Origin of the sequence: Stomatohabitans albus, assembly GCF_036336025.1 — a bacterium.
Classification (GTDB): Bacteria; Actinomycetota; Nitriliruptoria; order Euzebyales; family Euzebyaceae; genus Stomatohabitans; species Stomatohabitans albus.
Genome location: NZ_JAYKKE010000002.1, coordinates 25,380 through 52,070 on the forward strand (window position 1 = coordinate 25,380; position 26,691 = coordinate 52,070).

A 26,691-nucleotide genomic window follows, 5' to 3' on the forward strand; every position below is an offset into this window, starting at 1 on the left:
TAACATTGGACCTTATGTCTTACCCTATTGACCGCATCCGTAATTTCGCGATCATTGCCCATGTTGACCACGGCAAGTCCACATTGGCCGACCGCATGTTGCAAGCTACCAATCTAGTTGATGCGCGCCAGATGCGAGATCAATACCTAGACCGTATGGACATTGAACGTGAACGCGGCATAACGATTAAGGCTCAAAGTGTGCGGATGCCCTACACCGCCTCCGACGGTAATGAATACCTCTTGAACCTCATTGATACTCCTGGTCACGTTGACTTTTCCTATGAGGTGAGTCGGGCGATGAACGCCTGTGAAGGGGCCATTTTGCTGGTGGATGCCGCACAAGGGATGGAAGCGCAGACGATTGCGAACCTCTACCTGGCTATCGATGCCGGATTAGAAGTCATTCCGGTACTGAACAAAATTGACTTGCCTGCGGCACGCCCTGATGAGGTAGCCGCTGAGATTTGTGGGCTTTTGGGTGGAGACCCAGAGGATATTTTGAAGGTGAGTGCCAAAACCGGGGTTGGGGTTCCCGAGGTGCTCGAAGAAATTGTTCGTCGAGTACCAGCCCCCACCGGTGACCCGAATGCGCCAACCACCGCCCTTATTTTCGACTCTATTTTCGATTCCTACCGCGGGGTGATTGTGTACGCCCGCGTTATGGACGGCACCCTCCACACCGGCGATGCCATCAAGATGATGGCTACTGGGTTTACCGGCACAATTGATGAGCTCGGCGTCACAAGCCCTGAGCCAATGCCCATTAATGAGCTTGGCCCTGGTGAAGTGGGCTATTTGACGGCAGCTATCAAGGGGATCGGCGAGGCAAAGGTCGGTGACACGATCACCTTAGGTGGAAAACAATCAGCCCCAGAACCTTTGCCTGGATACCGTGAACCCACACCGATGGTCTTTTGTGGGCTCTATCCCGTTGATAGCGCAGATTTTCCAGAGCTTCGTGATGCTTTGGAAAAGATTCAAGTGAATGATGCGAGTTTTAATTTTGAACCAGAAACCTCAGCAGCACTAGGGTTCGGGTTCCGTGCTGGTTTCCTTGGGCTATTGCACATGGAAATCATCACTGAACGCTTGGACCGTGAATACAATATTCCGCTTGTGGCAACCGCCCCAAGTGTGGCTTACGACGTAACCACCACCAATAATGGGGTGCTCCACGTCTCCAACCCTGCTGAGTTCCCTGACGCTGGGTTTATCAGCTCAATCGTTGAACCGACTGTCAACGCCATGATTTATACGCCGAGTGAGTTTGTCGGGGCAGTGATGCAGTTATGTGAAGGTCGGCGCGGCACGATGCTGAAAATGGATTATCTGACCGAAACGCGCGTTGAGATTCGCTACAACCTGCCTCTCGCTGAAATTGTGTTCGATTTCTTTGACAAGCTAAAGAGCTCCACCCGTGGCTATGCGTCACTGGACTACGAGCCGGCAGAACCCAAAGCGGCAAACCTGGTGAAGGTCGATATTTTGCTCAATGGCGAAACCGTGGATGCGTTTAGTTCAATTGTGCACCGTGACAAAGCCTATGAATATGGCAAAGGCATGGTGGGCCGTCTCCGTGAATTGATTCCACGCCAGCTCTTCGATGTGCCTATCCAGGCAGCGATCGGGTCAAAGATCATTAGTCGTGAAACGGTCAAGGCACGTCGCAAGGATGTGTTGGCCAAATGTTATGGCGGTGATGTGAGTCGTAAGCGCAAACTACTTGAAAAGCAGAAAGCCGGTAAAAAGCGTATGAAAAGTGTGGGCACCGTTGAGGTTCCCCAAGAAGCCTTTGTTGCCGCGCTATCAGTGGGGGATTAGTCGGGGTATGCCCGTTGGAACTCCACGGGGGCTGTATGTTCACGTGCCGTTTTGTGCGAAACGGTGTGACTATTGTGATTTCACTACCTTTGCTGGCCGTGACGATCAAATGGCTGACTATGTCGATGCCTTATGCACGGAGTTACGCCGTATTGGACAAGTGTGGGAGGGCCACACCCTGCACACCTTGTTTATCGGGGGCGGTACCCCCACCCTGCTTGAGCCGACGCACTTAGCCGAGATGCTTGACACGATTAGCACCGCATTCCAATGGGCGCCAGATGCGGAATGGACGATTGAAGCTAACCCTGAAACCGTGACGGCAATAACCGCCAACTGTCTCGCAGACCACGGGATTAATCGGGTGAGCATGGGGGCACAGAGTTTTGACCCGATGGTGCTTGATCTGTTGGGTCGCTGGCATCGTCCCGGGCAAGTAGCCCAAGCGGTTACGCACGTACGTGATGCCAACATCGCGCAAGTGAGCTTGGATCTTATCTTTGGCACCCCAGGTGAAACGGTGGAGAGTTGGGCTGGCAGCCTACAGACCGCCCTTGATCTTGGCCCTGACCATCTCAGTGCCTATGCGCTAACCGTGGAGCCAGCCACTCCGTATGGGCGACGAGCGAAAATCAATCCCCAACTCATCCCTGATGAGGATCTCCAGGGCGAACGCTTAGCCGTGACTGCTGAACTGCTTAGTGACTGGGACCATTACGAAGTGAGTAATTGGGCACGTACCCCGTATAACCGTTGTCGTCATAACCTCGCCTATTGGCACGGTGATGACTGGCTCGCCGCAGGGGTAGGAGCGACCGGAGCTCTTGGCAATCGGCGATGGTGGAATACTCGCTCTATTGACCGCTATTTGAAGGCGATTGCCCAACATCAGTCACCTGAAGGGGGGAGTGAGCAACTTGATGCTGATGCACTGCGCCTTGAAGCCTTGATGATGGGGTTGCGTACCGTGGAGGGTGTTGCAAAAACACGTGTTGAGCCATTAGACGCAGCACAACTGCAGGCCTTGTATACGTCCGGGCTACTAATCGACCAAGGTGAAATGATTCATGTTCCTCCGACTCATTTCAACCAAGTTGATGGCATTGTGCGTGCCCTCATTTAAGAGATCTTTTTATTCCTTGCAAGCAATCTTTACTAAGATGAAGTAATACCTCGTTCAGGACTCCAAATCCATTTTTTATTAGTAAAATCGCTATATCTCATTTGTCTAATAGTATGATTTTTTGAACATACTATAGCTTCATAGTTGCTATGAGCATAATCTCTAATTTCTTTAGGAAATCCCCAATCGTATGTATCACTCTCATGCTTGCCTTCAATATAGAAACGACCAGGTGGTATAGCCTGAATTTGTATAGGCTTTGCATTGGGATTGAAATTCCCGCTCGCTTTAATCTCGATATCGTAGAACGAAAGCGACGTTGCATTATATATAATAACACCCCATAGATCGCCTTCATTACTACAGCTTTTAGCCCACCAGGCCGTTAGGCCGGAAGCCAATTCGATAGAATTCCTATGTTTCTGCTCGCGCCACTGGATAAAGGCTGTTATGGCTGAGATAATACCAATGAATAGTAATCCATAGTCAGCGTATGGTATAGATGCCATTATATAGTCTCCATGGTAGATATTAAGTAATTTACTATAGATAAAAGGGGTATATTTTTAGTGCCTCTATAATTAATCATACGTGATGGTGGAATACAAAAGATTTGATGCCTTATCTTGAGAAAGGCAAGGAACAAATGGGTACTTGGCCACACGCATGGCAGCATTGGAGGCTATGACAGGTACTCAGTCTCCGAATTTGCCCCAACTATCCGAACGTCAGGCGGTCGTATTGTTGGGCATTATTGCAGCCCATGTGCGTTCAGGCGCACCAGTGGGAAGCCGGACGATTGTTGAAGAAACCGGGCTCGGGGTGAGCGCGGCCACGGTTCGGAACGATATGGCTGCCCTTGAAGAAGCTGGGTATATCGACCATCCGCATATCAGTGCCGGGCGTATCCCCACCGACAAGGGTTACCGTTGGTTTGTTGATGCCCTCTCTGCACGGCGAACGCATCACAAAGAGCCGCTAGTGATTAGTGATGACCAACGAGCCGCCTTAACCCACATGCTTGGTGGGGCAACTGACCTTGATGATTTATTAAAGCGGGCAACCAGTGCGCTGAGCAGACTGACCCGTTTTGCCAGCCTTGTGGTGGCGCCGTCATTCCACCGCTCCCTGATTAAGCACGTAGAACTCGTTGCGCTCGGCCCTGAACAGGTTCTGGCCGTCATCATTGCAGACACCGGTAGAGTAACGAAGCGGATGCTCAAACTGGCCGCCCCAATCGGGAGTGACGAGGTTGCGCGATCTGGACATGTCGTGAATATGGCTGTTGTTGGCTTATGTGCCGCAGACGCTCCAAGTGCGATTACCGGATTAATCCCTGGCGCCCCTTCAGAGCTTGCGGAGTTGCTGAGCCAGCTTGCCGAGTCGTGGCAAGCATCAAATGAATCACAACCACAAACGCTGTATGTGGGCGGCCAGTCATTATTAATGGAAGCTGATCCGTACGGGCAACTCGACCATTTTAAACGGGTGTATGAAACCCTTGAAGAGCAGGTATCAATTTTGCAAGTACTCCATGACGCACTCAATGATGCTGACCCAGCCGTGCGAATTGGAGAGGAACTCCCGTTACGGGAGCTAGCGCCCTACGCTGTTGTAGCTACAAAATATGAAGCTACTGACTCGTGTGAGGGTCATTTAGGGATATTGGGGCCAACGCGAATGGATTATAGTGCCACTCTGGATGCCGTAGAAGTTGTTGCTGATGTCCTGAGTGACGCCATTGGCTCCATGACGGGTTCAAGCTCCGATAATCAACCTGCATAACTACTCGAACGTATCTAAAGGAAAATCACGTTGGCTGCAGATTTATATGCCATTTTGGGTGTGTCTCAAGACGCAACCGAAGAGGAATTAAAAAAGGCGTATCGCAAGAAAAGCCGAGAACTTCACCCCGATACAGGTGGTGATGAAGATGCGTTTAAAGAATTACAAGCCGCCTATGAGGTCCTTAAAAACCCACAGGCTCGCGCGAACTATGACCAATACGGTGACCCACGTGGCCCGATGGGTGGTATGGGCGGTATGGGCGGAGATCCCTTCGCCGGTGCCGGTATGGGCGATATTAACGACCTGATCTCTATGCTCTTTGGCGCCCAGCCTGGCATGGGTGGACGTGGGCGTCGTGGGCCGGTCAATGAAGGCCGTGATGCGATTGTTGACACCGTTATCAGCCTCGAAGAAGCCTTCCGAGGTGTGGAACGCAAGGTAGATGTGCGGCTTGGGCGTACCTGTGATGTGTGTGAGGGAACTGGCAGCGAGTCAAAACAGGATCCTGTGACATGCCCAACCTGTGATGGCAGCGGTGTTGTCCAACAAGTACGCAATAGCCTATTTGGGCAAATGATGACCCAAGGGATTTGCCCAACCTGTCGCGGAGACGGGGCGGTCATTTCAGATCCTTGTCCGGTGTGTGACGGGGAAGGCCGTGTTGTTAAAGACGAACAGATTAAGGTTCGTATTCCCGCTGGTATTGCATCAGGGCAACGACTGCGAGTTGAAGGCCGCGGTGAGTCCGGCCGTCGAGGCGCGGCAAATGGGGATTTGTACGTCCGCGTTGGGGTGAGCGGTCACAACACATTCCAGCGTGAAGGTGATGACCTCCATATGGAATTGCGTATTGGCATGATTCCTGCCGCCTTAGGGTCAACGACAGACGTGACGATGCTCGATGGTGAACAGGTTCCCGTTGAGATTCCTGCCGGTACACAATTTGGGCGTGAACTGGTGGTGAAGGGCAAGGGAATGCCTCGGTTCGGTTCAAGTGAGCGTGGCGACCTTCATGTTCACTGCCTGATTGAAACCCCACGGGATTTGAGCCCTGAAGATCGTGAAGCACTTGAAGGTATTGCTAAACGACGTGGTGAAGATGTTAATCCTGCTAAGCACGTAACTCGTGGGTTCTTTGACCGGATTAAGGATGCCTTCACCGGTGACTAGTCCGCTATCGGCAGATCAACCGATCCCAACAGTTGGGCACCATCTGATTGTGCCTGACTGGCCAGCCCAGGCTGAGTCAGGTGTAGTACATCTTGGTCGTGAAGCATCTAAGCATCTCGCGCAGGTGTTACGAAGCCGTGCCGGACAACCCATCAGCTTAACTGACGGGTGTGGTCATATAGCTCAAACCCGTGTGCAGTCGCTGAGTAACATGCACGTACATGTTGTGGTTGAACAAACCTGGACCCAAACACGGTGGCCGTGGCTGTTGAGCTTGGTACAGGCTATTCCCAAAGGGAAAAAACTTGATGAGGTTATACGGCGGGCTTGCGAACTAGGGGTTGATCAGTTTTATCCCATTCTGACTGATCGATGCGACCGAAAACTTGATGCCAATAAAGCACAAATGCTGGTAACCCGATGGCAAGCAATTGCGAATAGCGCAACTGAACAGAGCCGTCGCGCGTGGATGATGACTGTGTCGCCGATAGGCTCGATACCCACCGATATGCCCGGTATTGTGTTGTGGGAAGAAGCCACAACACCACTGAGTGTCGTCTTAGACAGCCATGATGTGGGCGATCTTGTGTTCCTTATCGGTCCTGAAGGCGGGCTAACCGCTCAAGAAGTTGAGATGAGCAACATGACTCCGGCCAGGTTGGGGCCACAGATTTTGAGAACCGAAACGGCAGGGGTTACCGCAGCAGCACTCGGTGCCTGGCATCTTGGCCGGTTAGGGTAAGGCGAGCAAGGTGACAGATCTCAACGACCAGTCGGATAGCGTCGGCCGTTGGGCCTGTTCGTAAGGGTGCTACACGGACTAGGGGAGTTGCTCAAGTGCAGCACGGAGGCGCTCAGCGGCATCGTCTAATGCTGCATCACCTGGATTGGTTGCGTGGGCAAAATGCAACTGGTCAGCATTGGCTGCGCCAACAACATGAAGGTGGGTATGGGGTACATCGAAGCCGGCAATGATCAGTGCAGCCATCGGGGAACCAAATGCGGTCGTTACGGCGCGGCCCATCCGTTGGGCGACTGCAAAGAGGTGGTTACGAGTCGGGTCATCTAACTCAAGCCAGGTTGGGATTTCAGCGCGTGGCACGACCAAACAATGGCCCGGTGTCAGTGGTTCAATCGTGAGAAACACGACACAGACGTCATCTTCATAGATAAATCGGCCAGGCAACTCTCGGTTAATAATTTTTGTGAAGACTGTACTCATAGGTTGAGCATACAAGTTCCCTGCCTCGTGAATGCATACCTTCAAAGGCGCAACGGGTATCGTAGGTACCCGTGTAAAACCACGAGCAAGAAAAGGAAGAGCCCTAATGACATCGTCATCAACATCCTCAGAAGCGGTCCGCTCTAATTTTTTGGAGTTCTTCCGAGCACACGATCATCGGGTTTTACCTAGTGCAAGTCTGATTCCTTCAGACCCCACTCTGTTATTAAATGTCGCTGGTATGGTTCCGTTCAAACCGTATTTCCTCGGTGAAGCAAAACCACCCCACACCCGCCTGACAACAACCCAAAAGTGTATCCGCACAAACGATATTGAGAATGTTGGACGGACAACCCGTCACCTCACCTTTTTTGAAATGCTCGGAAACTTCTCCTTTGGTGACTATTTCAAACGTGAAGTAATCCCATGGGCATGGGAGCTCTCAACCAAACCACTGGAAGAGGGCGGCTGGGGATTTGAGCCTGAACGGATTTGGGTGAGTGTTTTCAAAGAGGATGATGAGGCCGCTGAGATTTGGCTCAACAGCACCGACTTACCGAAAGAACGTCTTGTTCGTATGGGGCCAGCCGATAATTTCTGGTCAACAGGTGGGGCCGGTCCTTGCGGGCCGTGTACTGAGTTGTATTACGACCGCGGACCTGACCACGGTGCCGAAGGTGGCCCGGAGGTAGATGAGAATCGGTATATCGAGTTTTGGAACCTCGTGTTCATGCAATATGAACGCAGCGATGGTGGGGATCCAGAGCTCTACGGTACCGATGTCATTGTTGGCAATCTCCCAGCACCCAGTGTTGATACGGGCGCTGGATTAGAGCGTGTGGCGATGTTGAAACAAGATGTGGCGAACGTGTACGAAACCGATTTACTTCGCCCCATGTTGGATACGGCCATTGACCTTACGGCATGTCGCTACCACGGTGCTGAAGAAGAATCCCAAGAAGGTTATGAGATAGACGTTGCACTCAGAGTTATTGCTGAACATTCACGCGCAAGTGCCTTCCTGATCTCTGATGGGGTATTGCCGTCTAACGAAGGGCGCGGATATGTGTTGCGACGGTTGCTCCGTCGCATTGTGCGGAGCGCACGCCATCTTGGCTTTGATGGGCAGATGATGACGCCCATGATGGCGAGTGTGATCGATACGCTGGGTACGCCGTGGCCAGATTTAAAGAAACAGGCAGAACTGATTACCCGGGTTGCCCAAGCTGAGGAGGACACCTTCTCTCGCACCCTTCAAAGTGGTTTGACGATGCTCAATACCGAGATTGAACGGACCAAGGCGTCAGGTGAAACAGCATTAAATGCAGAAAGTGCATTTACGTTGCACGATACCTATGGATTCCCGGTTGATCTTACGGTAGAAATCGCTGAAGAAGCCGGGCTGACGTTAGACCGTGATGCGTTTGCAGAACATATGGAGGCACAGCGTGCTCGGGCGCGAGCCGCCACAAAGGATCAGCGTATCGCTGGCACAACCGATATTGCCAAGCGTGTGGCTTCTACATCGGGATTCAACGAGTTTTTGCGTGATGTCACTGAAGCTGATTCCCAGCTCTCAGCCATCATTGCTGGCGATGACCTTCTTGGAGAAGTTGAGGAAGGTGCTGAGGTCACCATTGTGCTCGCGAGCACACCGTTCTATGCCATGGGTGGTGGGCAGCTCGGTGACCACGGGGTTATCACAACCCCGAATGGTCGTTTTCGGGTTACCGACACGACGAGTCCAGCTGACGGGTTGATTTGGCATCACGGTGTGGTGGAAGCGGGCACGCTACGGGTTCGTGATGATGTCCATGCTGCAATCGACACGAAACGGCGTAGCAGTATTTCTCGAGGCCATACCGCAACCCATATTCTGCATGCCACCATCAAACAGGTACTCGGTGACCATGCCACTCAGGCTGGTAGCGCCATCGATCAGGGCCGTTTCCGTTTTGACTTCCCTCATTTTTCATCGGTTGACCGTGAGCAGCTGACTGCCATTCAGGCGATGGTCAATGAACGGATCATTGCTAATGACACGGTAGAAACAGACATTATGAGCCAAGAGGAGGCGCGTAAAGCTGGGGCTACTGCACTCTTTGGTGAAAAATACGGTGACCAGGTTCGGGTTGTACGCATCGGTGATTACAGTTTTGAACTCTGTGGCGGTACCCACGTTCATTCCGTTAGCGAGATTGGCTTATTTACAATTCTGAGCGAAGGCTCTATTGCGAATAATGTGCGCCGCATTGAAGCGCTCACCGGCACGGACGCCTTTAGTCAATTAAGTACTGAAGCACTAATCGCCGATCAAGTTGCCAAGCAGTTGAAGGTACCCCTGGCCCAAGCTCCCGAACGGATTGCCGAAATGTTGCAACGCTTAGCGGCGCTTGAAAAGCAGATGGCGGCCCTTCGTCAATCGAGTGTCTTGAGCAGGATTGATCAACTCATCGCCAATGGTGTGTCAGTCACGCTGGCGAATGGAGAAGGCGCAACGATTGTGCAAACAGTGCTTGAAGCTGCTGACCATGAGACAATGCGTTCACTCGCCACGGGTGTCATCTCCAAACTTTCATCGGGGGTTGCCATTGTTGGCACGATGAGTGAAGACGGGAAAGCGATGCTCCTTGCCGCAGTCAGCGATGATTTGGTTGATGCCGGTGTCCATGCGGCTGAAGTGCTACGTCCTGGTGCCCAGATTGTTGGGGGCGGCGCAGGTGGCCGAGGTCCAGTTGCTCAAGCTGGTGGAAAGAATGGGGCAAAACTTGATGAAGCCATCAGCGCTGCTGTTAACGAAGCCCAACATCGCTTGGCAAACGCCGGAGCCTAAATGGTCGTGATCGCTGATCGCCCTGGCCGTGTTATGGGTATTGATCCTGGCACGGTCCGACTTGGGATTGCCTTGAGCGATCCTGATCGTCTTGTTGCCACGGGCCATGCCGTTGTACCTGGCGGTGACGACGCCCCCCAAGCGATCGCCAAAATTGCACAAGATCAGCAGGTTCGCACCATTATCGTGGGGTGGCCACGGGGTCTTTCAGGTGAAGAAACCCCAGCAAGTTTGGCGGCGCGGGACTTGGCCGATAAGCTCCAGGGTTTAATGGGCCCTGATGTACACGTAGAACTCATGGATGAACGGTTTTCAAGTCGGCAAGCCGACCGTGGACCACGTGACCGTCCTCGACTTTCTGCGAAAAAACAACGGGCTAAACGGGCAAGTGGTGAGCGTGATATGGCGGCTGCACAGGTTATTTTGGCTTCCTGGTTAGAACAATCACACACAGGTGAAGGGTAGTAACACTATGGGATCACCCTCTGACGGAGGCGACCAATCTCGTTGGCGGTTCCGTAAGTCGAAAGCTAGCGCTGATTATGAGGCGTTCTTGGAACGCCAGAGTGCTCGCCTTGCTCGTGAAGCTGAAGGTGAGCGTGAGCCTGCACGACCATCGAAACGCTCAGAGGATGACCGCCTCACTCAAACACGCCTTGCTGAGGACCAGCGGAAAGCTCGTGAAGCCGAAGTTAAACAGCAAGCGAGCAATGCGCGTGACTTTGAAGAGCGCTATTTGCCACTTGAACCTGATGAGGATGACGTCTACGAAGACGAATACGAGTATTACTACGAAGAAATCCCTCGCCGTCGTGGGTTAAGTGTTGGCTCATGGGTGACCATTGCGGTACTCGTCCTAGTCTTAGGTGGCGGTACCTGGTGGCTCCATGACTTTTTGACCCAGAGCACCGCGGGCACCCTTGGTCGCGGAATTACCACAGAAGTCGTTATTCCTGAGCAGCAAGGGGTTGCCGAGGTCGGCACGATTTTGGCCGATGCGGGTCTTGTTGGAAATAGTTTTACGTTTTCAAACGAGGCGCGTGCAGATGGTCGCGCGAACCAGATCCAGCCAGGTACCTACAAGTTGGCCGGCGGAATGACTGTGTCTGAGATCCTTGATGTGATCACGGCCAAACCCGAAGGCAAAGAAGTTAAAACGTGGGCACTTACGATTCCTGAGGGATTAAGCGCTGGCCAGATTTTCCACCGGATGGGGCAAACTCCCGGTTCACCCTACACCGCCGAGCAATATCAAGCGGCAGCGGCAAACGTGAAGCTACCTGAATGGGTGCCCACCGATTTGCCTGCAGATGCTCAGCGACTCGAAGGCTTTATCTGGCCAGACACCTACCAGATCTATACCGAGGACACGGCAGAAGAAGTCCTCCAGCACTTTGTCGATGAGTCCGTTAAACAGGTGGAATCTGCCGGTGCCGCTCCTGGCCTTGACCTGTATAAGACACTTATCATTGCCAGTTTGGTTGAGAAAGAAACTGCGGTGGATGCTGAACGCCCGGTTGTTTCTGGGGTCATCCGGAATCGCCTAAATAAACCGATGCGCCTCCAAATAGATGCCACAGTTGTGTATGCGATCGCACGGGCAACTGGTAATCGACCCACACGCCTGACGAATGCGGACTATGAGTTCTCAAGCGCATGGAGCACGTACACGAATGATGGGTTGCCACCTACGCCTATCGCCAATGTTGGTAAAGCAAGTTTGCAAGCAGCGGCAGCACCGGCAGATACGCCGTTCTTCTATTACGTCGTCAATGACTTGAATGCAGGAACGCATGCGTTTTCGACCTCCTTTGAAGAACACCAACAAAATGTGGCAAATCTTCGTCGTTTGATGAACGAACGTGAGAAGGCAGCACCGCCGGCACCCACAGAAGCACCGGCGCAGCAGTGACCACTGCGCAGACCCGGCTGACTGGGCTCGTTGGGTTTCCTGTCGCCCACAGCCTGAGCCCAGTCATCCACTCAGCCGCGATTGAAGCAGCCGGTGTTGATGCGGTTTACCTCGCATTTTCGGTTCCTCCAGACCGTATTGAGCTTGCCCTTGAGGGTCTGGTCGCCATCGGTATGTGGGGGTTAAATGTCACGATTCCGCATAAAGGGGTTGTCCTTTCCTTTGCTGATGCCCAAACAGAAGAAGCCCGTGGGGTCGGGGCGGCCAACACACTGTTTTGGGATAACGGGCAATTGTGGGCTGACAATACCGACGCTATTGGGCTCCAGACCGTACTTACCCAATTGCGGGTTCAAGCAGAAGATTGGGTTGAGATTATCGGCGCGGGTGGCGCTGCACGAGCCGCTGCCGTGGCTGCAGGGCGGTTAGGGGCCATGGTCACCTGTGTCGCCAGGCGTCCAGATCGGGCCAAGGCCATCATGCAACTGGCATGCCTATTCGGTGGGCAGCCACCAACGAAGCACGGCAAACCACGTGTCGTTATTAACGCGACGCCGCTCGGTCGAAATGGGGAGTCCTTAGATGCTGAGTACATGGGATTGGGGCCAGGACGTATTGCCTTGGACTTGAACTATGAAGGAAATAGTCCGTTTCTCATTACTGCGCGTGATTCTGGTGGCAAAGCAGTAGATGGGACAGGCATGCTGGTAGCTCAGGCGGAGGCTGCATTTGAACGGTGGTTTACCCATCAGCCACCACCAGGCGTAATGCAAAGGGCACTTGGACGTAAATAAGACTCACAATCAGTCCTAAGTAACCGATACAGGAATGACTCTCTACCTTAGGACACGTATGAGTTCTTTTACACCTCCAAAATTTGCTAATAATCAGGAGAATCCATCGCCCCAAGGCGTGAATTTAACTCCACAGAACTTTCCGAAGCTCTTAAAGCATCTTGTTGATTTAGGTGCATCTGACTTGCACCTCACGGCGGGACGTCCACCAGTTATCCGCTTGCACTCTGAACTCACGCCAGTTCCAGGGTTGAACGTGTTAACTGACCAGACGTTACGAGCGGTGTTGTACAACATCATGCGGCCCTGGCAACGCGCTGCGTTTGAAGACCAGTTGGAATTAGACTTTGCCCACGCTGAGGACAATATCGGTCGCTTCCGTGTCAACGTGTTCCAGCAGCGAGCTTCAATCGGCGCAGTTATGCGTACGATTCCCTCTGTTGTTCCCAACTTTGACACCCTTGGGTTACCTGAGTCGGTGAAGGAGTTCACGAACCTCCACCGTGGCCTTATTCTGGTCACTGGAGCTACCGGTTCGGGTAAGTCCACAACGCTGGCTGCAATGATTGACATGATCAATGAGAAGAAACCCCTTCACATCATGACAATTGAAGACCCGATTGAATTCTTGCATAACCACAAGAAAGCGGTCGTCAATCAACGTGAATTGGGGTTGGATACCAAGAGTTTCAAGGCCGCATTGAAACACGTTTTGCGTCAGGACCCTGACGTGATTCTGGTAGGCGAGCTTCGTGACCTTGAGACCATTCAGCTCTGCTTAACTGCGGCTGAAACCGGCCACCTGGTATTTGGCACATTGCACACCCAGGACGCACCCCAGAGTGTTGACCGTATCATCGACGTGTTCCCACCCGATCAGCAAGACCAGATTCGAGTGATGTTGAGTAACACACTCCAAGGCATTGTCTGTCAGCAGTTGGTTCGCAAGACCGACGGTAAAGGGCGCGTGGTCGCAGCCGAAGTGATGGTAGCCACGAGTGCGATTCGCAACCTTATTCGCGAAAATAAGACGTACCAGATGTTCTCCGCTATCGCCAGCGGGGCCCGTTATGGCATGGTGAGCATGGACCAGAGTTTGGCTCGTTTAGTTCGTGAACACCAGATTTCTATGGATGACGCAAAGGCACGCGCACACAGTCCTGAAGACCTTAAGTTGCACTAAGAGGAATAACGATGGCAGCAACAACGAAAACCTTCACGTATGTCGTACTTGACCCGAACGGTCAACAAAAGAAGGGCTCCATGTCGGGGCCAAATCAGGCTGCCGTAAGTGAAAAACTCATTGAACTTGGCTATCGACCTGTTTCCCTTGAGGAAAAGAAAGCCAGTCTCGCCCAGACAGAAATCAATCTTGGGTTCTTGCAGCGGGTGGGGTTAAAAGACCTGAGCGTTTTTTGTCGCCAATTCGCCACGATGATTAACAGTGGTCTCCCTATCGTGCGTGCCCTCAATATCATGTCCGCCCAGACAACCAACCCAAAACTTCGTGATGTGCTCAACGACGTTGGGGCTGATGTTCGCGGAGGACAAACGTTGAGTCAGGCGATGGGCAAACACAAAGAGTTCCCCCCGCTCTTTGTGTCCATGACCCAAGCCGGTGAGGTCGCCGGTCAGCTTGATGAAGTGCTGCTACGTGTTGCCGACACTATGGAAAAGGAACTTGCGCTGAAACGCAAAGTAACGGGGGCCATGACCTATCCGATTGTGGTACTCGTTCTCAGTATTTTGTTAACGGGTGCCATGTTGATTTTTGTGGTACCCCAGTTCCAAAGTCTCTTCGATATGGTTGGTGGCCAGCTCCCCCTCCTGACGCGCATGATGGTCGCAGCGAGTGATGTACTCCGCACCAAGGGAATCTGGGTCATCCTTGTGCTCGTTATCCTGGGATTTATCCACTCAAAAGTGCGTAAAACAGACCGGTATCGTGAAATCGTTAGCCCTATTTTTCTGAGTATTCCGGTGTTTGGACCGCTCTTGCAAAAGGTTGCTATCGCGCGGTTCAGCCGTAACTTCGGCAGTTTGCTCCGCGCGGGCGTAGCTGTGGTCACAGCACTAGACATTACTAAAGAAACGCTGGGACAACCCGTTATTGAAGATGCACTCGAACCTGTCATCCAGGCAGTTCGTGAAGGTGAATCAGTGAGTAGTCGTTTGGTCGGTAATCAATGGTTCCCTCAGATGATGGTGCAAATGATGGCCGTTGGCGAAGAAACCGGGAATAGCGACATCATGTTGGAAAAAGTTGCTGACTACTACGACGAAGAAGTTGACACGATTGCAGACAACATGGCAAGCGCCCTCGAACCACTCATGATCGTAGTCCTTGGCGGTATCGTCGGGACGATGGTTGTGGGTATGTATTTGCCAATGTTCACACTTATGAATCAGCTACAAGGTTAAGAGTTTAAACCGTGAGAAGACTAGGTAATCAACGGGATAGTGAAGCTGGGATCAGCCTCATCGAAGTTGTCGTATCAATGGTCATTTTGTCCATTGTTACGGCAATGGTGGCAAGTTTGATTGCCAATAGTTTGCGTACAGTTGCGCGGAGTGAAGCCACCTCAAACGCCGCGCTCATTGCACAAGAGCAGATTGACCGCCTCATCGCTGTTCCGGTGAAAGAGTGGGGCTTTGACTCAAATAACAACCTAAAACCCAGCATTACTGAACATATCACCTGGACTGACGGGTTGACATACACCGTCAAACGTGAGCTCGATAAAGTCAAAAGTAATTTAGATATTAAAGACACCTGCCCTGCGGTAGTTGGCCACCGCGTCTCAGAAGCTGACATGGTTCGCCTGACGCTAACAGTGTCAACTGATACCGGCCCTTACCAGGATGAATATACGACAACAACGTTTATTACCCGTGATGGGAATGCATCATTCTTGAAATCGTCGGTCACCGTTCGATTCGAAATCGTTGACGGTAAGGGCGGTAAACGCCCCTATGACGAGCAGCGAGATGGTGGCCCGATTCATATTGATGTTGAGGATAAGTTTTTAGCTAATAATGGTCGTGTAGTAACCCATAAGCATGCTGGTGACACTAAAACTGGGTGTATCACCTTCTTGGAAATTGACGGGAAATCTCCACTTATTCAGTTTCGTTTAAATGGGTATCGTCTCACTTCATATGACAAAACACGGTATTCGGGCCGAGTCAATCTGATTTCCGGTGGTAACCGTGAATTGAAGTTTGAATTACAGAAAGCAGCTCAGATTCAGGTGGTACCCGATATTCAGGGTACGTTACGTGAACAATGCGCTGTTCCTCGTCTAATCAAAATGAATACGCCGATTGCTGCGCCTCAGAATCGTGCAGTGAAGTCACTAAGTGATATCGCACGCATGAGTCAAGAAAAGGTTTCACAAATAGGGGCGAAAAACGAGCGTGACCGCACGGCAGCAGATAGAAGCCGCCTAGTATCTGCTCAGCGTCCGCAGTACTACATGGTCTGTCAACGGAGTAAGAGCAATCGATCAGAAGATTTTAGTTATTGGTATCTCCTTCCTGACACTATTCCTATTTCAGAGGTCGATACGAAAGCTTCAAGGAGTGATCGCGTTCGCCCGTTAGGGTTCTGGTCAGAAACGTCATTTGCTCCGGTCCCCGGTATGCCGTGGCTTGAAGAAGGTGAATGGCCCATCCTTGGGTTTGATAGTGATATTAAGAGTCGGCGTGACCACCACATCATGGTGGGATCTTGTCTGATGAATAAATCACAGGAAAATGGTGCTATTACCACGGTTTCTAGTGCCACGATTGCGAGTGCTTCCAACGGCAGTCCAGAAATCGTCAAGGTTCCTATGTGGAATATCCCACTTGAAGGCTGGTACAAACCTAAGGTCTTGGATCCAGATCTTGAAGGCTATCTACCCCTGGTGATTAAAAACCTGAAAGATAGTGGATTGCAGGATCGTGACTGGGGAGATCGGCGCATCCAAGGCGTCTACGAAGACTGGTATAGCGGGTGCCAAGATACGCCTGTCTTTGATGTGGGCTGGTTACAAGGCGTAGATCTAGACAATAACTACATGCAGATACGTATGGCGTTGCCCTACGGTCTATTTACCTACGCAATTTTTGCTCCAGATGAACAGGAGTTGAATGATCAAAAGCTGAAGGTCACCAAAACACGGAATACGTGCTACCCCCAAAAACGTTCCGACAGGTACGCCGGGTCACGGACGTGCATTGTGTCTGGTGGTCCGGAAATAACCGTATTCCAAACGGATGTTCGAGTCCCGTATCGGCCGAAACTTTGGGAACGTGACCCTGACTTTTGGGGAGCGTCGAAAAAATACGGAGGCGGCTATTTACGTTACTTCTATGAGTGGACTTCAATCCGCCGAAATCGCAACCCCTTACCACGCGGGCCTATTTTGGATGCCTGCGAGGCCCATACAGGTGACTTCCGCCACTGCCCATTGGGGCGAGGTAAGGAAAGTGAAGATGATCGTGACTACACCAGAGATGGTTACAACCCCCATGATGACAAGAAGCCGGGTAACCCTGGGGTAACGGATCCACGCGCTGGTGGTGGTAACTCCGGTGGTGGTAACTCCGGTGGTGGGCGTAACCCTGGTGGTGGTAACTCCGGTGGTGGGCGTAACCCTGGTGGTGGTAACTCCGGTGGTGGGCGTAACCCTGGTGGTGGTAACTCCGGTGGTGGGCGAAACCCTGGTGGTGGGCAAGGCTACGATCCTTCCCGTTGCTGGAGAGAGAATGACTATGGCGGTGTCGAGTACATATGCGACGAGTTTGGTAACCCCGTCAGTGATGAGGACTACAACGATCAGAACCGTCGGAACGGCTATTACGACGACTATGACGACTAGATCATGATGAAGCGTCCAACTCAATCATCCCAGAGGAATAACATTGCAGCCGGTGAGGATGGGTTAACCCTCACCGAGCTGATGGTCACGATGCTTATTGCGTCCATCATTGGCGGCCTTGTCCTCGCGACAGTCATTATGGTGGGCAACATCGTGACCAGAGTGACTGAGCGCACCGAAGAATTCGTGAGTGGTCAACAAGCACTTGACGAAATATCGCTCAATGTGCGTGGTGCTGTCCCTAATAATGCTGGTTTAGGCCGTATTGTCAGTGCATCACCAAGTGGCATTGTCTTTTTTACACATAGTGGCGTTGGTCTCTCGAATAAGCCGATACTCATGTCCTACCAACTTATTAACGATGAATTGCGCCAAGTTCGCTATCCCGGTGACACCATTGTTACAGATAAAACTGCTCAATCTCGTATGGTAATTGATGGTATTTTAGATAATGAAATATTTGAATATTACACCTGGGCTGATCCAAAGAAGTACGGTGGTTCAAATAAGTGTTTCAGAAAAATTGAAGCACATGAATTTGCAGTCAAACCAACTCTGGAAAATGGTGAAGTTGTTTTAGATAACGATGGCCGGATTGGAATTCATGCCCGAGATGCAATCGCGGGCATAAAAATTAGTTTCCATTTGCATGATAAAACGAACAGTAAACTTCAGGAACCACAAGAACATACGAAGTGGGTTCGTATTGGAGAGTTTATTGATCCGAAAGACCCCGAAACAGGTGCATTAATTAAAGGTTGGCCGCGTGGCTGCTGGGAGATTTTCGATGACAATTAAGCGTGATGAGAGCGGGATCAGCTTGCCGTTGGTCTTGGGAGCCATGTTGCTCTTTTCGGTGATGATCACGTTGTTGATTGGTGTTGCCGTCATTTCTGTTCGGCACAGTGATTATGCATTGCAGCGTACTGAGGCACTTGCGGCTGCCGAAGCCGGTGCCCAGGACTACGTCAACCGTCTCAATGCCTATGCTTCGTTCGACAGTTGGACGGCAGATCGTACCGCAACGTTCCGCAATAACCCCGCAAAGGCCAAGTCACTGCCTAGCATTGTTAAAGACTCTGCGTTGGCCCGGTGGGTGGATGTAAAAGGCTCATCCAATGGTCAATACACCTATAACGTTATTGGTAACAACAACGGTCTAATTATTCGTTCAACGGGTCGCTCGAGTAACCAGAATGGGCTCAAGCGTTCGGTCGAGTATCGTGTTTCACGTAATAGTGACAGTGCTGTGGCGTACACCGCCGTGTACGGGTATGCAAGTGTTGATGCCTATGCCCAGCAGGCAAAATTGGATAACACTTCCCACCATCCCCAAGGGTGGATGGGTACCAATCGTTCTGGCCGTCGATATACCGTTTCAGAGTATGACCACTATTGCGGCCAAGAAGGTATCAGCCGTTGGTATGACTGTTGGCGCCCCTATTGGAATGGCGTGGACATGGTCGAAGGTAATTATATCACCGGTGCCCCGTTTACGATTCATGGCTATAAGTCATTTTTGAATAAAGTAACAGATATCAATGAGTATCCCAAAGTATCTGGATCAATCACTATTTTTAATAGTCAAAAGGATCGTTTCACACACCCTTCTAATTTTGAGGACCGTAAGTTTAACTATTACGGTGACTTAGAGGCTGCAGCGATGCGGGGTCGTAAGAAGGTAACTTACTTCCCGTATGACGAAACGATTGGGTCTCCGTCGGCAAACTATATTGAAGTAAGTAGTTCAGAAGATATCTACGATACCTGTAAGTTTGCAGGAGCTACTCAGGTCATCTTATATGGTGATGAGATCTATGTAAGGAGTCCACACACCCCACCGACGTTTAATGATCGGGCGAATGAGTGGTGCAAAAATAAGACACCGCTATTGCGTGATCGTACTAAACGAACACAAGGACCAGATATTACTAAAGATAAGATTCGAGCTGGGGGCTATCTCCGACCGATGGATGAAAGCTCGTGGGTTAAATTTGACGGCTTACCGAATGACGCATTGTTTATCATCAAGCACGCCGTAGGTTCCTGCAATGCCAGTGCACTTGAAGGGGCCAATCCGGCGGGTAAGTCAAATGGCTTGGGATTCCCCGGCGGTCCACCTTCGGTATCTTCTGGTGAACCTGGTCAACAACGGAACTACAACTGTGCGAATGGTGACCTTTTTATTGAAGGAGCCACCGCCTTCCGCAGGACCTTCGCGGCAGAGGACAATATTTATTTGACCGGAGGCATTCGCTATACCGACCGGCAAAATGACAATTCCCTCCCCGCTAACTCAGATGACTTTCTTGGTCTGTTAGCCCAACGCAATGTCATTATTTATAACCCCAATCCTCCACAGGGGAGTGGGTGTGGGCTCTGTGGCAAAATGCCACGTACACCCTACGCATTGCCGACGCGGGAAAAGGACATTAACGGAAATGACCGGGGCGGGCAAGGGACCTACAGCTTTCCTGCGGATTGGAAACGAATGCCCACCAAACCTGGTGATATTCTTGCAGATCCCACGCTGGTCAAAGTACCTGACCAGCCATATTGGCTTGCCTTACCGTATTATGACGCAGCCATCATTGCGGAGCAGGGCTCGTTCTTTTTAGAGAATATGAACAGCCTTGAAAGCAGGCCAGCTGTGTATTCAAGTGGAGAGAAACCGATGCAGGTCACGGTGACGGGGAGCGTGTATTCACGGTATTCACCGGTTATGCACTTGGATCGAAATACTCGCAATGGCGGTGTGGAGGTGTACGGGCTGACCCATCGGTACATCTTTGATGACCGATTCACGAAGCGTCTCCCTCCAGGATTCTCCGGGCATAATGACTCCGCCTATCGGCTGACAAACTATGCGGAAGTATTCTCAGATCACCTTGATCCAAAGTGATACACGCCTCATTTCCAAATAAAACTAACTAAAGTCTTATCTTTGCCCTGAAACATCCGATGACTGATAAGTAGGCGTGTTGGATGGTTGAGAGGCCAATCCATCTGCGCCTGCGTTGGTTGACAATTGGATCTCAATGCATGGAACAGGGGGTAGACGTTGGTTCGCCGCTCAAAGGCAATGCCCCATGAGGCTGGGATTAGCCTCATGGAAGTTGTGGTGTCAATGGTGATTTTGTCAATCGTGCTTTCGATGGTTGCCACCGTTGTCGTCACTAGTGTTCGGCAGGTTATTCGGAGTGATGCAGGGATTACCGCAGCCACCATTGCGCAAGATTCGATTGAGCGTTTATTGACCGTGCCGGTCAGTCGTTGGGCCTTTGATTCCAACGGTAAGGTGAAGCGGAAGCGCGATTACCGGTTGGCATGGGGTGATGGCCGTGCCTATCGAATAGAACGTGAAATTGAGCCGGTGAGCAATATTTATGAGTTGCGCGATGCGTGTGACACCGTTATCGGGAAACATACGTCGGCGTCGGACTTAATTAAGGTGACCGTCACGGTGACACCCTCACACAAGGAAAGTCGAGACCGTTACACCACGAGTTTCCTCTTAAGCCGTGATGACGATTCAATTGTGACGGAATCAAGTTTGACGGTGAAGTTTAACGTTTATGACGGAATCAATCGCACACCGTATAAAGAAGCAGAATCTGGGCCTATCCGCGTTGTATTGCGAAAGGGCACTGCAACAGAACAGGCTGGTTTAACTAAAAAGGGCTGTGTCACCTTTATCGGTATAAATGAACCAGAGGTCCCAATTACATTTGTAACTAAGAACTTCACTGAAACACTGTCGCAAAAAAGTGATTACTTTGGAAATGTCACGTTGGTACCTGGTGGCAACCGATTGGTGGAATATGACTTAACGCCGAAGCGGCAGGTCATGGTCATTCCTCAAATGGTGGGGGCCACCCATGCTGACTGCGTGCAGCCACGGTTGTTGCGTATGCGTACACCAATTCGTGTTGGTGAACACCGTGGTATTGAGAGCATTGATCGTATTGCCCGCCGTGGTGAGGAGGGGCGTGCAGAACTTCAGAATAAGGGGTATCTCACGCATGCTGAAGAGATCTTGTTAGATTCCAGCAATAAATGGCAGTATTACATGCAATGTAAGCCGAAATGGGATGATGTACTGGGTGAGACTGTCCATTTCAACTATTTGCTACCTGATACCATTCCTATTTCTCTTGTCGAGCAGCAGGGGACAAGGCAAACCATTCGCCCATTAGCGACATGGGCTGATGGAGATTTTCATGCGAGTGAGTATGCCTATGTTGAAGAAGCCGACTGGCCGATTGTTGAATTGCCTCGCCCCAAACGTGGGGTAGCGCAACGCCTTGTTGTTGGGTCTTGCATTATGTCTGGAAGTGACCGGCACGGGGCTATCAAAACCGTCGATGGAAATACGGAGGCGAACTGGAAGCCTGATCTTCCCTTTATCCTTCGTCTCCCGATGTGGCCTGCTGCTATAGACGGGGTGGATCGACCAGAGCGACTGTTCGATTACAACTCGACGTATTCCGTTGTCGTCAAAAATATTTATGACATCGGTGACGATGCCCGGTTTGGGAGCCATCAATTACGGAGCGAGAATAAGCGTGACTTTAGTGGGTGTACCGATACCCCGCCATTCCACCTTGGGTGGCTTTCACGTACCAACCTGCGTGGTTATTCGGAACAACTCCTGGTTGCCTTTCCGTATGGGCTCTACACCTATGACTTTTATGCCCCAACCATGACTGAGGTGAATGAGGCCGGGCAAACCGCAATGCGTGCACGGTCGAGTTGTTCGCTGAGCTGCATTAATGCCCAAGGTGAAAAAGAGTGCATTCGCGCCGGCGCCGAACGACATGAACTCTTTGATCTTAGAGGTGTATACACCCTGAGTGGATATCGCGCAGGCAACAATTATCTCGACTGGTTTCAACGAAATCAGTTGAATGTGGGATATTACATCGGTGAACCTCGTGGCCCAGTCCTTGAAGGGTGTGCCCTGGAATGAGTAGATTGACGAGCAGTACGGGTGCGCCATCTGTTCATAAATTACGTTCACAGCAAAGTCCCCAGGGGATCAACCAACCTGAGATAGCTGATCGTGGGTTCACGCTCGTTGAATTGCTCGTGGTGATTGCGATCACTTCTATTGTTGGCGTGTTGGTGTTTACCTCATTTATTACGGTTGGCAATATCTATACCCGCATTGCTGAGCATGCCGAAGACTCTGCTGGCGCTAAGTATGCGCTCGACGTTATTTCAACCAATATTCGCGGTGCAACGGTTAATCCTGATCGGCCTGACGACCCGCATCTGGCAATTGCGAATGCGTCAGAAATTAAGTTCTTAACCTATGGGAGCTCTGGGTTTGGACAAGCCCCCCACTGGGTGCATTATCGCGCCCGTAAAGGGGTGCTCTATCAGGTCGATCCCGATACAGGCAAAGAGCATGTTATTTACAGCAACCTGCTCCCTGGGTACTACATTTTCCGCTATTACAAGTGGGATTATGATTTTGACCCTAAGAATCCGTATGGTAACTGCTTTGCGTCGTTAACGAATAAGGAACTGCAAACGGTTGAAGGCCGAAAATCCATCGTTGGACTTCAAGTGCAGCTCTATAGCAAAGGCAAGGACAATGTTCGCTCCAAGCAGGCTCGCCATGCTGGGGCGTGGGTTCGTTTGATGGAGCAGATACAGCCCAATGACCCCGTCACGGGTGAACGTACCACGAATTGGAAAAATACCTGTTGGGAGACCCAATATGGGCGTGTGCGCTAGGCGGTATGGGCCGAGGAGTGCTCAACGGCCTGATGAACGGGGTATGAGTCTGCCCCTCGTGCTCGGTGCGATGGTCCTTTTCTCGGCTGTGAGTTTGATGCTTATTGGCATTGCGCGATTTGCCATACGGTCAAATGATATTTCTACACAACGAACGAAGTCCTACTCAGCGGTAGAGGCCGGTGCCAACGATTTTATGAATCGGTTGAATGCCTACGCCCAGTTCGATGAGTGGAACGCAGCCAAAACAAAACCGCTCCTTGATCGGAACGCCCTATCATCACCGCAGTTCCCTGAAATTGTCAAACAGTCAGCTTTTGCGCAGTGGGTTCGGGTTTCAGATCGGAACGATGAACAATTTACCTACGATGTGTTACGGAGCGATCCTACCGGCGTTATTTTCAGGGTGACCGGTCGTGCTAATGCGCACGCCACCATTTTTCGTTCGGTTGAGTACCGTATTTCACGCAAGTCAAAGGGGAGTGTGGCCCTCGCCGTTGAACGGCCATATACCAATGCGGCAGGCTACGCCTATATCGACCAATTTCGTCAGTCAGGAGACGCCCAAGGGCAGATGGCGGTGAACGCTGCTGGTGGGTATTTGTCCTTATCTGACTATGAAACCCAGTGTGATAACCAGAGCCAAATCCCTCAGCGACAACGGTGGATGAACTGTTTTCGCCCCTATATGAATCGGTTTGACCGGGTTTCTGGTGACCTTGTTACCGGGGCACCCTTCACGGTACATGGCACGCAAGGCCTCTTTGGGAGCGCGCAAAGCCAGCGAACCGGCATATCGGATTGGCCACTGATCACGCAATCATTGGAAATCGTTGGTGGTACTGCAAATGATTCGGTTGCGGCCAGCAAGATTGACTTTGGCACTCATTCACGGAAACCTCGCACCTACAATCAAGATGCTGCGCGTGCCCAGGGGCGACAAACGTTTCTTAGCTTGCTGCCCACGGATGGTGGGCGTACCTCACCACCGGCCCAGTTCAAAGAGTTGCGACGGACCGCCAAGCCTGAGCAGGTGTGCCGCTTCATGGGATCCACCCAAGTGGTCCTTCACGGTGATGATGTGTACGTGCGGAGTCCGCACACCCCTGCCGCTTTTAATCAGGGCAGTGCGCCGTGGTGTGCCCAGGTAGCTGACCAGTTCTACGGGCGTCTGCGCGACCTCACCCGGCCTGACGTGATGTTTGCTGAAGCCAATGCCGGGCAGTTGCTGACCCCCACCCATCCCACCACGTGGGTTCGGCTAACCAATGTGCCCACCGATGCGATCTTTGTGGTTGAGCGCATTCCACCACAGCGTGACTGTGAGAGTCGAGTCATAGGCGATAACGATGGCTGGGGCAACTACACGGGTGTTGGGTTTCCCGCAAACCGTGATGATAGTGACCCCTTACTTGGAACAGAGCTTTCACCCTATGACTGCCGCAATGGTGATCTATTTATTGAGGGGTTAGCAGCAAAGCGCAAAACCTTTACCGCTGAGGACAATATCTATTTGACCGGCGGTATTCGCTATAGCGACCGAGATATGGCGACAAACGCGATTCCGTCCAATAGCGATGATGAGCTGGGGCTTGTGGCCCAGCGCAACGTATTCATTTATAACCCCCCCTTTCGTAACGCCAAGAATCGCCCCAACGAACGGTATTACCGCTATCCCCGTACCCCGTTTATCCTGCCGGTTCAACTCAATGAATTGAAACCACGGGGGAGAAGCGCCTTTGAGAATAACCAGGGGCCGTGGTCCAACGCTGAGTTGCGTGGCTGGCTCAATATGCCCGATGCGTTAGGACCAGCGAGTTCCTCGGTTGACCGAACCACGATCCCAACCAAACAAAGTTGGCTGACCATGCCGTTGTTTGATGGGGTGATCGTGGCAGAAACGGGTGCGTTCTTACTTGAGAATCCCCTGATGCATGATCGGCCAGTCACCGTTACGGGGCCGTCCAGTTCTGGTGCGATTGCGGCAACGGTGACAGGAGCGGTGTTCAGCAGGTATGCTCCTCTGTTGCACATTGATTATGAGACCGCAGCAGGGGAGGTCAAGATGCACGGGCTCAACGCCTCCTACATCAACGACACGCGCCTTGAGCGCAGCCTCCCACCCGGATTTACCGGATTGAGCGTGACTGCATATCGATTGACAGGATTTGCTGAAGTAGGCGGGGATGCTCACTTGAGCGCCGACCACCAGTATAATCCGTAGATTTCAAGGGATTTGAGCGAACCTATTATTCACAAAAAATTATGCTCAAGCTCTTGACACGTCTGCCGTAGACATGCCTAGCACTTGCACCGGCAAGGCGTGAACGGGCCAGGATGGCCCATCACAACCCCGTACTTATAAAGGACAATTATGAAACACGAATTCAAGGATGAAGACGGCTTTACGCTCATCGAGCTGTTGGTTGTCATCTTGATTATTGGCATCTTGAGCGCTATTGCAATCCCGGCCTTCTTGAGCCAGCGTTCACGCGCCTGGGATGCTGCTGCTGAAACGGCTGCCCGCAACGTTGCCGTGAACGTGGCCGCCGAAACAACCGCCAATGGTGGTAAGGCGCCGTCTGATGGCACGGTTATCCCTGCTAATGCAGCGTCTCCATCACCGGGTCTGCAAGCTGAAGTTGCCAAGGCCTACAAGGCCACCGACGTTGTCGTCGCCTACAAGGCTGACGCTACCAACCCTGGTGAGTTCAAGGTCTGTGCCGCGTCCAAGCTGTACAACACCCCCAAGGAATACATCTATGACTCCCAGAAGGGTGGCATTCAGCCAAGCCCAACTGCTTTGGGTGCAGCTCCCGCTGATGCCACAGCACTTAATGGTTGTAAGTAGTCGGAGTATTTCCAACCCTAAAGGTTGGCTTTAAGGAACCGATAAGGACAGCACAGAAGTGCTGTCCTTATCTTTTATTGGAACTGTTATGCAAACGGAACATGGCTATACGCTAATTGAGATCCTGGTAGTGATTTTAATTATTGGCATTTTGGCCGTTATTTCGACGCCTGTGTTTCTTCACCAGCGGTCACGGGCGCGTCAAGCTGAGGTGATGAGTGCCGCCCATAACTTGATGGTTGCGGTGGTGGCAAATAGTACGAAGTATCGAGGCTTGTATCCGCGATCTATCGCCTATGGTGATCCCGCAGCCTCAACTGATGAGACGGTCAACTTTACCCAAGAAGACCCATTCCGTTCAGAAAATCTCACGGCCTGGTATAAGGCAGAACCGGGGCGTTTGGGCTATAACTTCTGTTTAGAATCAAAACATGTCCCAAATCAACATGTTGAATATACGCATATTACGGGCAGTATTTCACACTGGATTCCAGAAGAAGGCTGTGAGGCGGCATTAAATGTAAGTGGACCGGGCTGGGTGCAATTACAATAAACCCTCAAGTTCTGC

21 protein-coding genes are annotated in these 26,691 nt (G+C 51.5%); 19 read left to right on the top strand and 2 right to left on the bottom strand.

What is annotated here, in order from left to right:
- Nucleotides 1-14 precede the first annotated feature (14 nt).
- Nucleotides 15-1,823: a translation elongation factor 4 gene (gene lepA / locus VCU37_RS05170; RefSeq protein ID WP_336249569.1), complete on the top strand. Its 1,809-nt coding sequence runs from the start codon at nt 15-17 to the stop codon at nt 1,821-1,823.
- 7 nt (nt 1,824-1,830) lie between these two features.
- On the top strand, nt 1,831-2,946 hold the full coding sequence (gene hemW / locus VCU37_RS05175; protein ID WP_336249570.1) for a radical SAM family heme chaperone HemW: 1,116 nt from the start codon (nt 1,831-1,833) through the stop codon (nt 2,944-2,946).
- Nucleotides 2,947-2,978: 32 nt separating this feature from the next.
- Here the strand turns inward: hemW and VCU37_RS05180 are convergent, their stop codons facing one another.
- On the bottom strand, nt 2,979-3,455 hold the full coding sequence (locus tag VCU37_RS05180) for a hypothetical protein (RefSeq protein ID WP_336249571.1): 477 nt from the start codon (nt 3,453-3,455) through the stop codon (nt 2,979-2,981).
- 199 nt (nt 3,456-3,654) lie between these two features.
- Here VCU37_RS05180 and hrcA point away from each other — a divergent pair, with 199 nt between their 5' ends.
- From hrcA to VCU37_RS05195, 3 genes are read left to right on the top strand one after another with little or no spacing between them, the layout of a single operon-like run.
- Entirely contained in the window at nt 3,655-4,731 is a 1,077-nt protein-coding gene (hrcA, locus tag VCU37_RS05185; RefSeq protein WP_336249572.1) for a heat-inducible transcriptional repressor HrcA, read from the top strand.
- Between the two features lie 30 nt (nt 4,732-4,761).
- Nucleotides 4,762-5,904: a J domain-containing protein gene (locus tag VCU37_RS05190; protein ID WP_336249573.1), complete on the top strand. Its 1,143-nt coding sequence runs from the start codon at nt 4,762-4,764 to the stop codon at nt 5,902-5,904.
- Entirely contained in the window at nt 5,897-6,646 is a 750-nt protein-coding gene (locus VCU37_RS05195; RefSeq protein WP_336249574.1) for an RsmE family RNA methyltransferase, read from the top strand. Before VCU37_RS05190 ends, VCU37_RS05195 begins: the two co-directional genes overlap by 8 nt.
- Before the next feature lie 78 nt (nt 6,647-6,724).
- Here VCU37_RS05195 and VCU37_RS05200 read toward each other — a convergent pair whose 3' ends face one another.
- Entirely contained in the window at nt 6,725-7,126 is a 402-nt protein-coding gene (locus VCU37_RS05200) for an HIT family protein (protein ID WP_336249575.1), read from the bottom strand.
- Between the two features lie 106 nt (nt 7,127-7,232).
- Here VCU37_RS05200 and alaS point away from each other — a divergent pair, with 106 nt between their 5' ends.
- The 14 genes from alaS (at nt 7,233) to VCU37_RS05270 (ending at nt 26,676) form a co-directional block, all read left to right on the top strand.
- Nucleotides 7,233-9,959 carry an alanine--tRNA ligase gene (gene alaS / locus VCU37_RS05205; RefSeq protein ID WP_336249576.1) on the top strand — a complete coding sequence of 909 codons (2,727 nt, stop codon included), beginning with the start codon at nt 7,233-7,235 and terminating at the stop codon, nt 9,957-9,959.
- Nucleotides 9,960-10,424, top strand: a complete 465-nt coding sequence (gene ruvX, locus VCU37_RS05210) for a Holliday junction resolvase RuvX (protein ID WP_336249577.1) — start codon at nt 9,960-9,962, stop codon at nt 10,422-10,424.
- A 7-nt stretch (nt 10,425-10,431) separates the two neighbouring features.
- The gene (gene mltG / locus VCU37_RS05215) at nt 10,432-11,871 is read left to right on the top strand and encodes an endolytic transglycosylase MltG (RefSeq protein WP_336249578.1); all 1,440 of its coding nucleotides are present in this window, start codon (nt 10,432-10,434) and stop codon (nt 11,869-11,871) included.
- Nucleotides 11,868-12,665 (top strand): shikimate dehydrogenase family protein, encoded by a 798-nt coding sequence (locus VCU37_RS05220; RefSeq protein WP_336249579.1) that lies wholly within the window; start codon nt 11,868-11,870, stop codon nt 12,663-12,665. Before mltG ends, VCU37_RS05220 begins: the two co-directional genes overlap by 4 nt.
- A 58-nt stretch (nt 12,666-12,723) precedes the next feature.
- Entirely contained in the window at nt 12,724-13,848 is a 1,125-nt protein-coding gene (locus tag VCU37_RS05225; protein WP_336249580.1) for a type IV pilus twitching motility protein PilT, read from the top strand.
- 11 nt (nt 13,849-13,859) lie between these two features.
- Nucleotides 13,860-15,086: a type II secretion system F family protein gene (locus tag VCU37_RS05230; protein ID WP_336249581.1), complete on the top strand. Its 1,227-nt coding sequence runs from the start codon at nt 13,860-13,862 to the stop codon at nt 15,084-15,086.
- An 11-nt stretch (nt 15,087-15,097) separates the two neighbouring features.
- Nucleotides 15,098-17,530, top strand: coding sequence for a type IV pilus modification PilV family protein (locus VCU37_RS05235; RefSeq protein ID WP_336249582.1), 2,433 nt, complete (start codon nt 15,098-15,100; stop codon nt 17,528-17,530).
- A 3-nt stretch (nt 17,531-17,533) separates the two neighbouring features.
- Nucleotides 17,534-18,328, top strand: coding sequence for a PulJ/GspJ family protein (locus VCU37_RS05240; protein ID WP_336249583.1), 795 nt, complete (start codon nt 17,534-17,536; stop codon nt 18,326-18,328).
- Complete coding sequence (locus VCU37_RS05245; RefSeq protein ID WP_336249584.1) at nt 18,297-20,432, top strand: type IV pilus modification PilV family protein; 2,136 nt, start codon at nt 18,297-18,299, stop codon at nt 20,430-20,432. The genes VCU37_RS05240 and VCU37_RS05245 overlap by 32 nt, the downstream gene beginning before the upstream one ends.
- A 180-nt stretch (nt 20,433-20,612) precedes the next feature.
- Entirely contained in the window at nt 20,613-22,499 is a 1,887-nt protein-coding gene (locus VCU37_RS05250; RefSeq protein WP_336249585.1) for a type IV pilus modification PilV family protein, read from the top strand.
- On the top strand, nt 22,496-23,272 hold the full coding sequence (locus tag VCU37_RS05255; RefSeq protein ID WP_336249586.1) for a PulJ/GspJ family protein: 777 nt from the start codon (nt 22,496-22,498) through the stop codon (nt 23,270-23,272). The genes VCU37_RS05250 and VCU37_RS05255 overlap by 4 nt, the downstream gene beginning before the upstream one ends.
- A 43-nt stretch (nt 23,273-23,315) precedes the next feature.
- The gene (locus VCU37_RS05260) at nt 23,316-25,496 is read left to right on the top strand and encodes a type IV pilus modification PilV family protein (protein WP_336249587.1); all 2,181 of its coding nucleotides are present in this window, start codon (nt 23,316-23,318) and stop codon (nt 25,494-25,496) included.
- A 150-nt stretch (nt 25,497-25,646) separates the two neighbouring features.
- Nucleotides 25,647-26,123: a type II secretion system protein gene (locus tag VCU37_RS05265; RefSeq protein WP_336249588.1), complete on the top strand. Its 477-nt coding sequence runs from the start codon at nt 25,647-25,649 to the stop codon at nt 26,121-26,123.
- Nucleotides 26,124-26,211: 88 nt separating this feature from the next.
- A complete protein-coding gene (locus VCU37_RS05270; protein WP_336249589.1) occupies nt 26,212-26,676 on the top strand; it encodes a prepilin-type N-terminal cleavage/methylation domain-containing protein in 465 nt (154 codons plus the stop codon).
- The last annotated feature ends 15 nt before the right edge of the window (nt 26,677-26,691 follow it).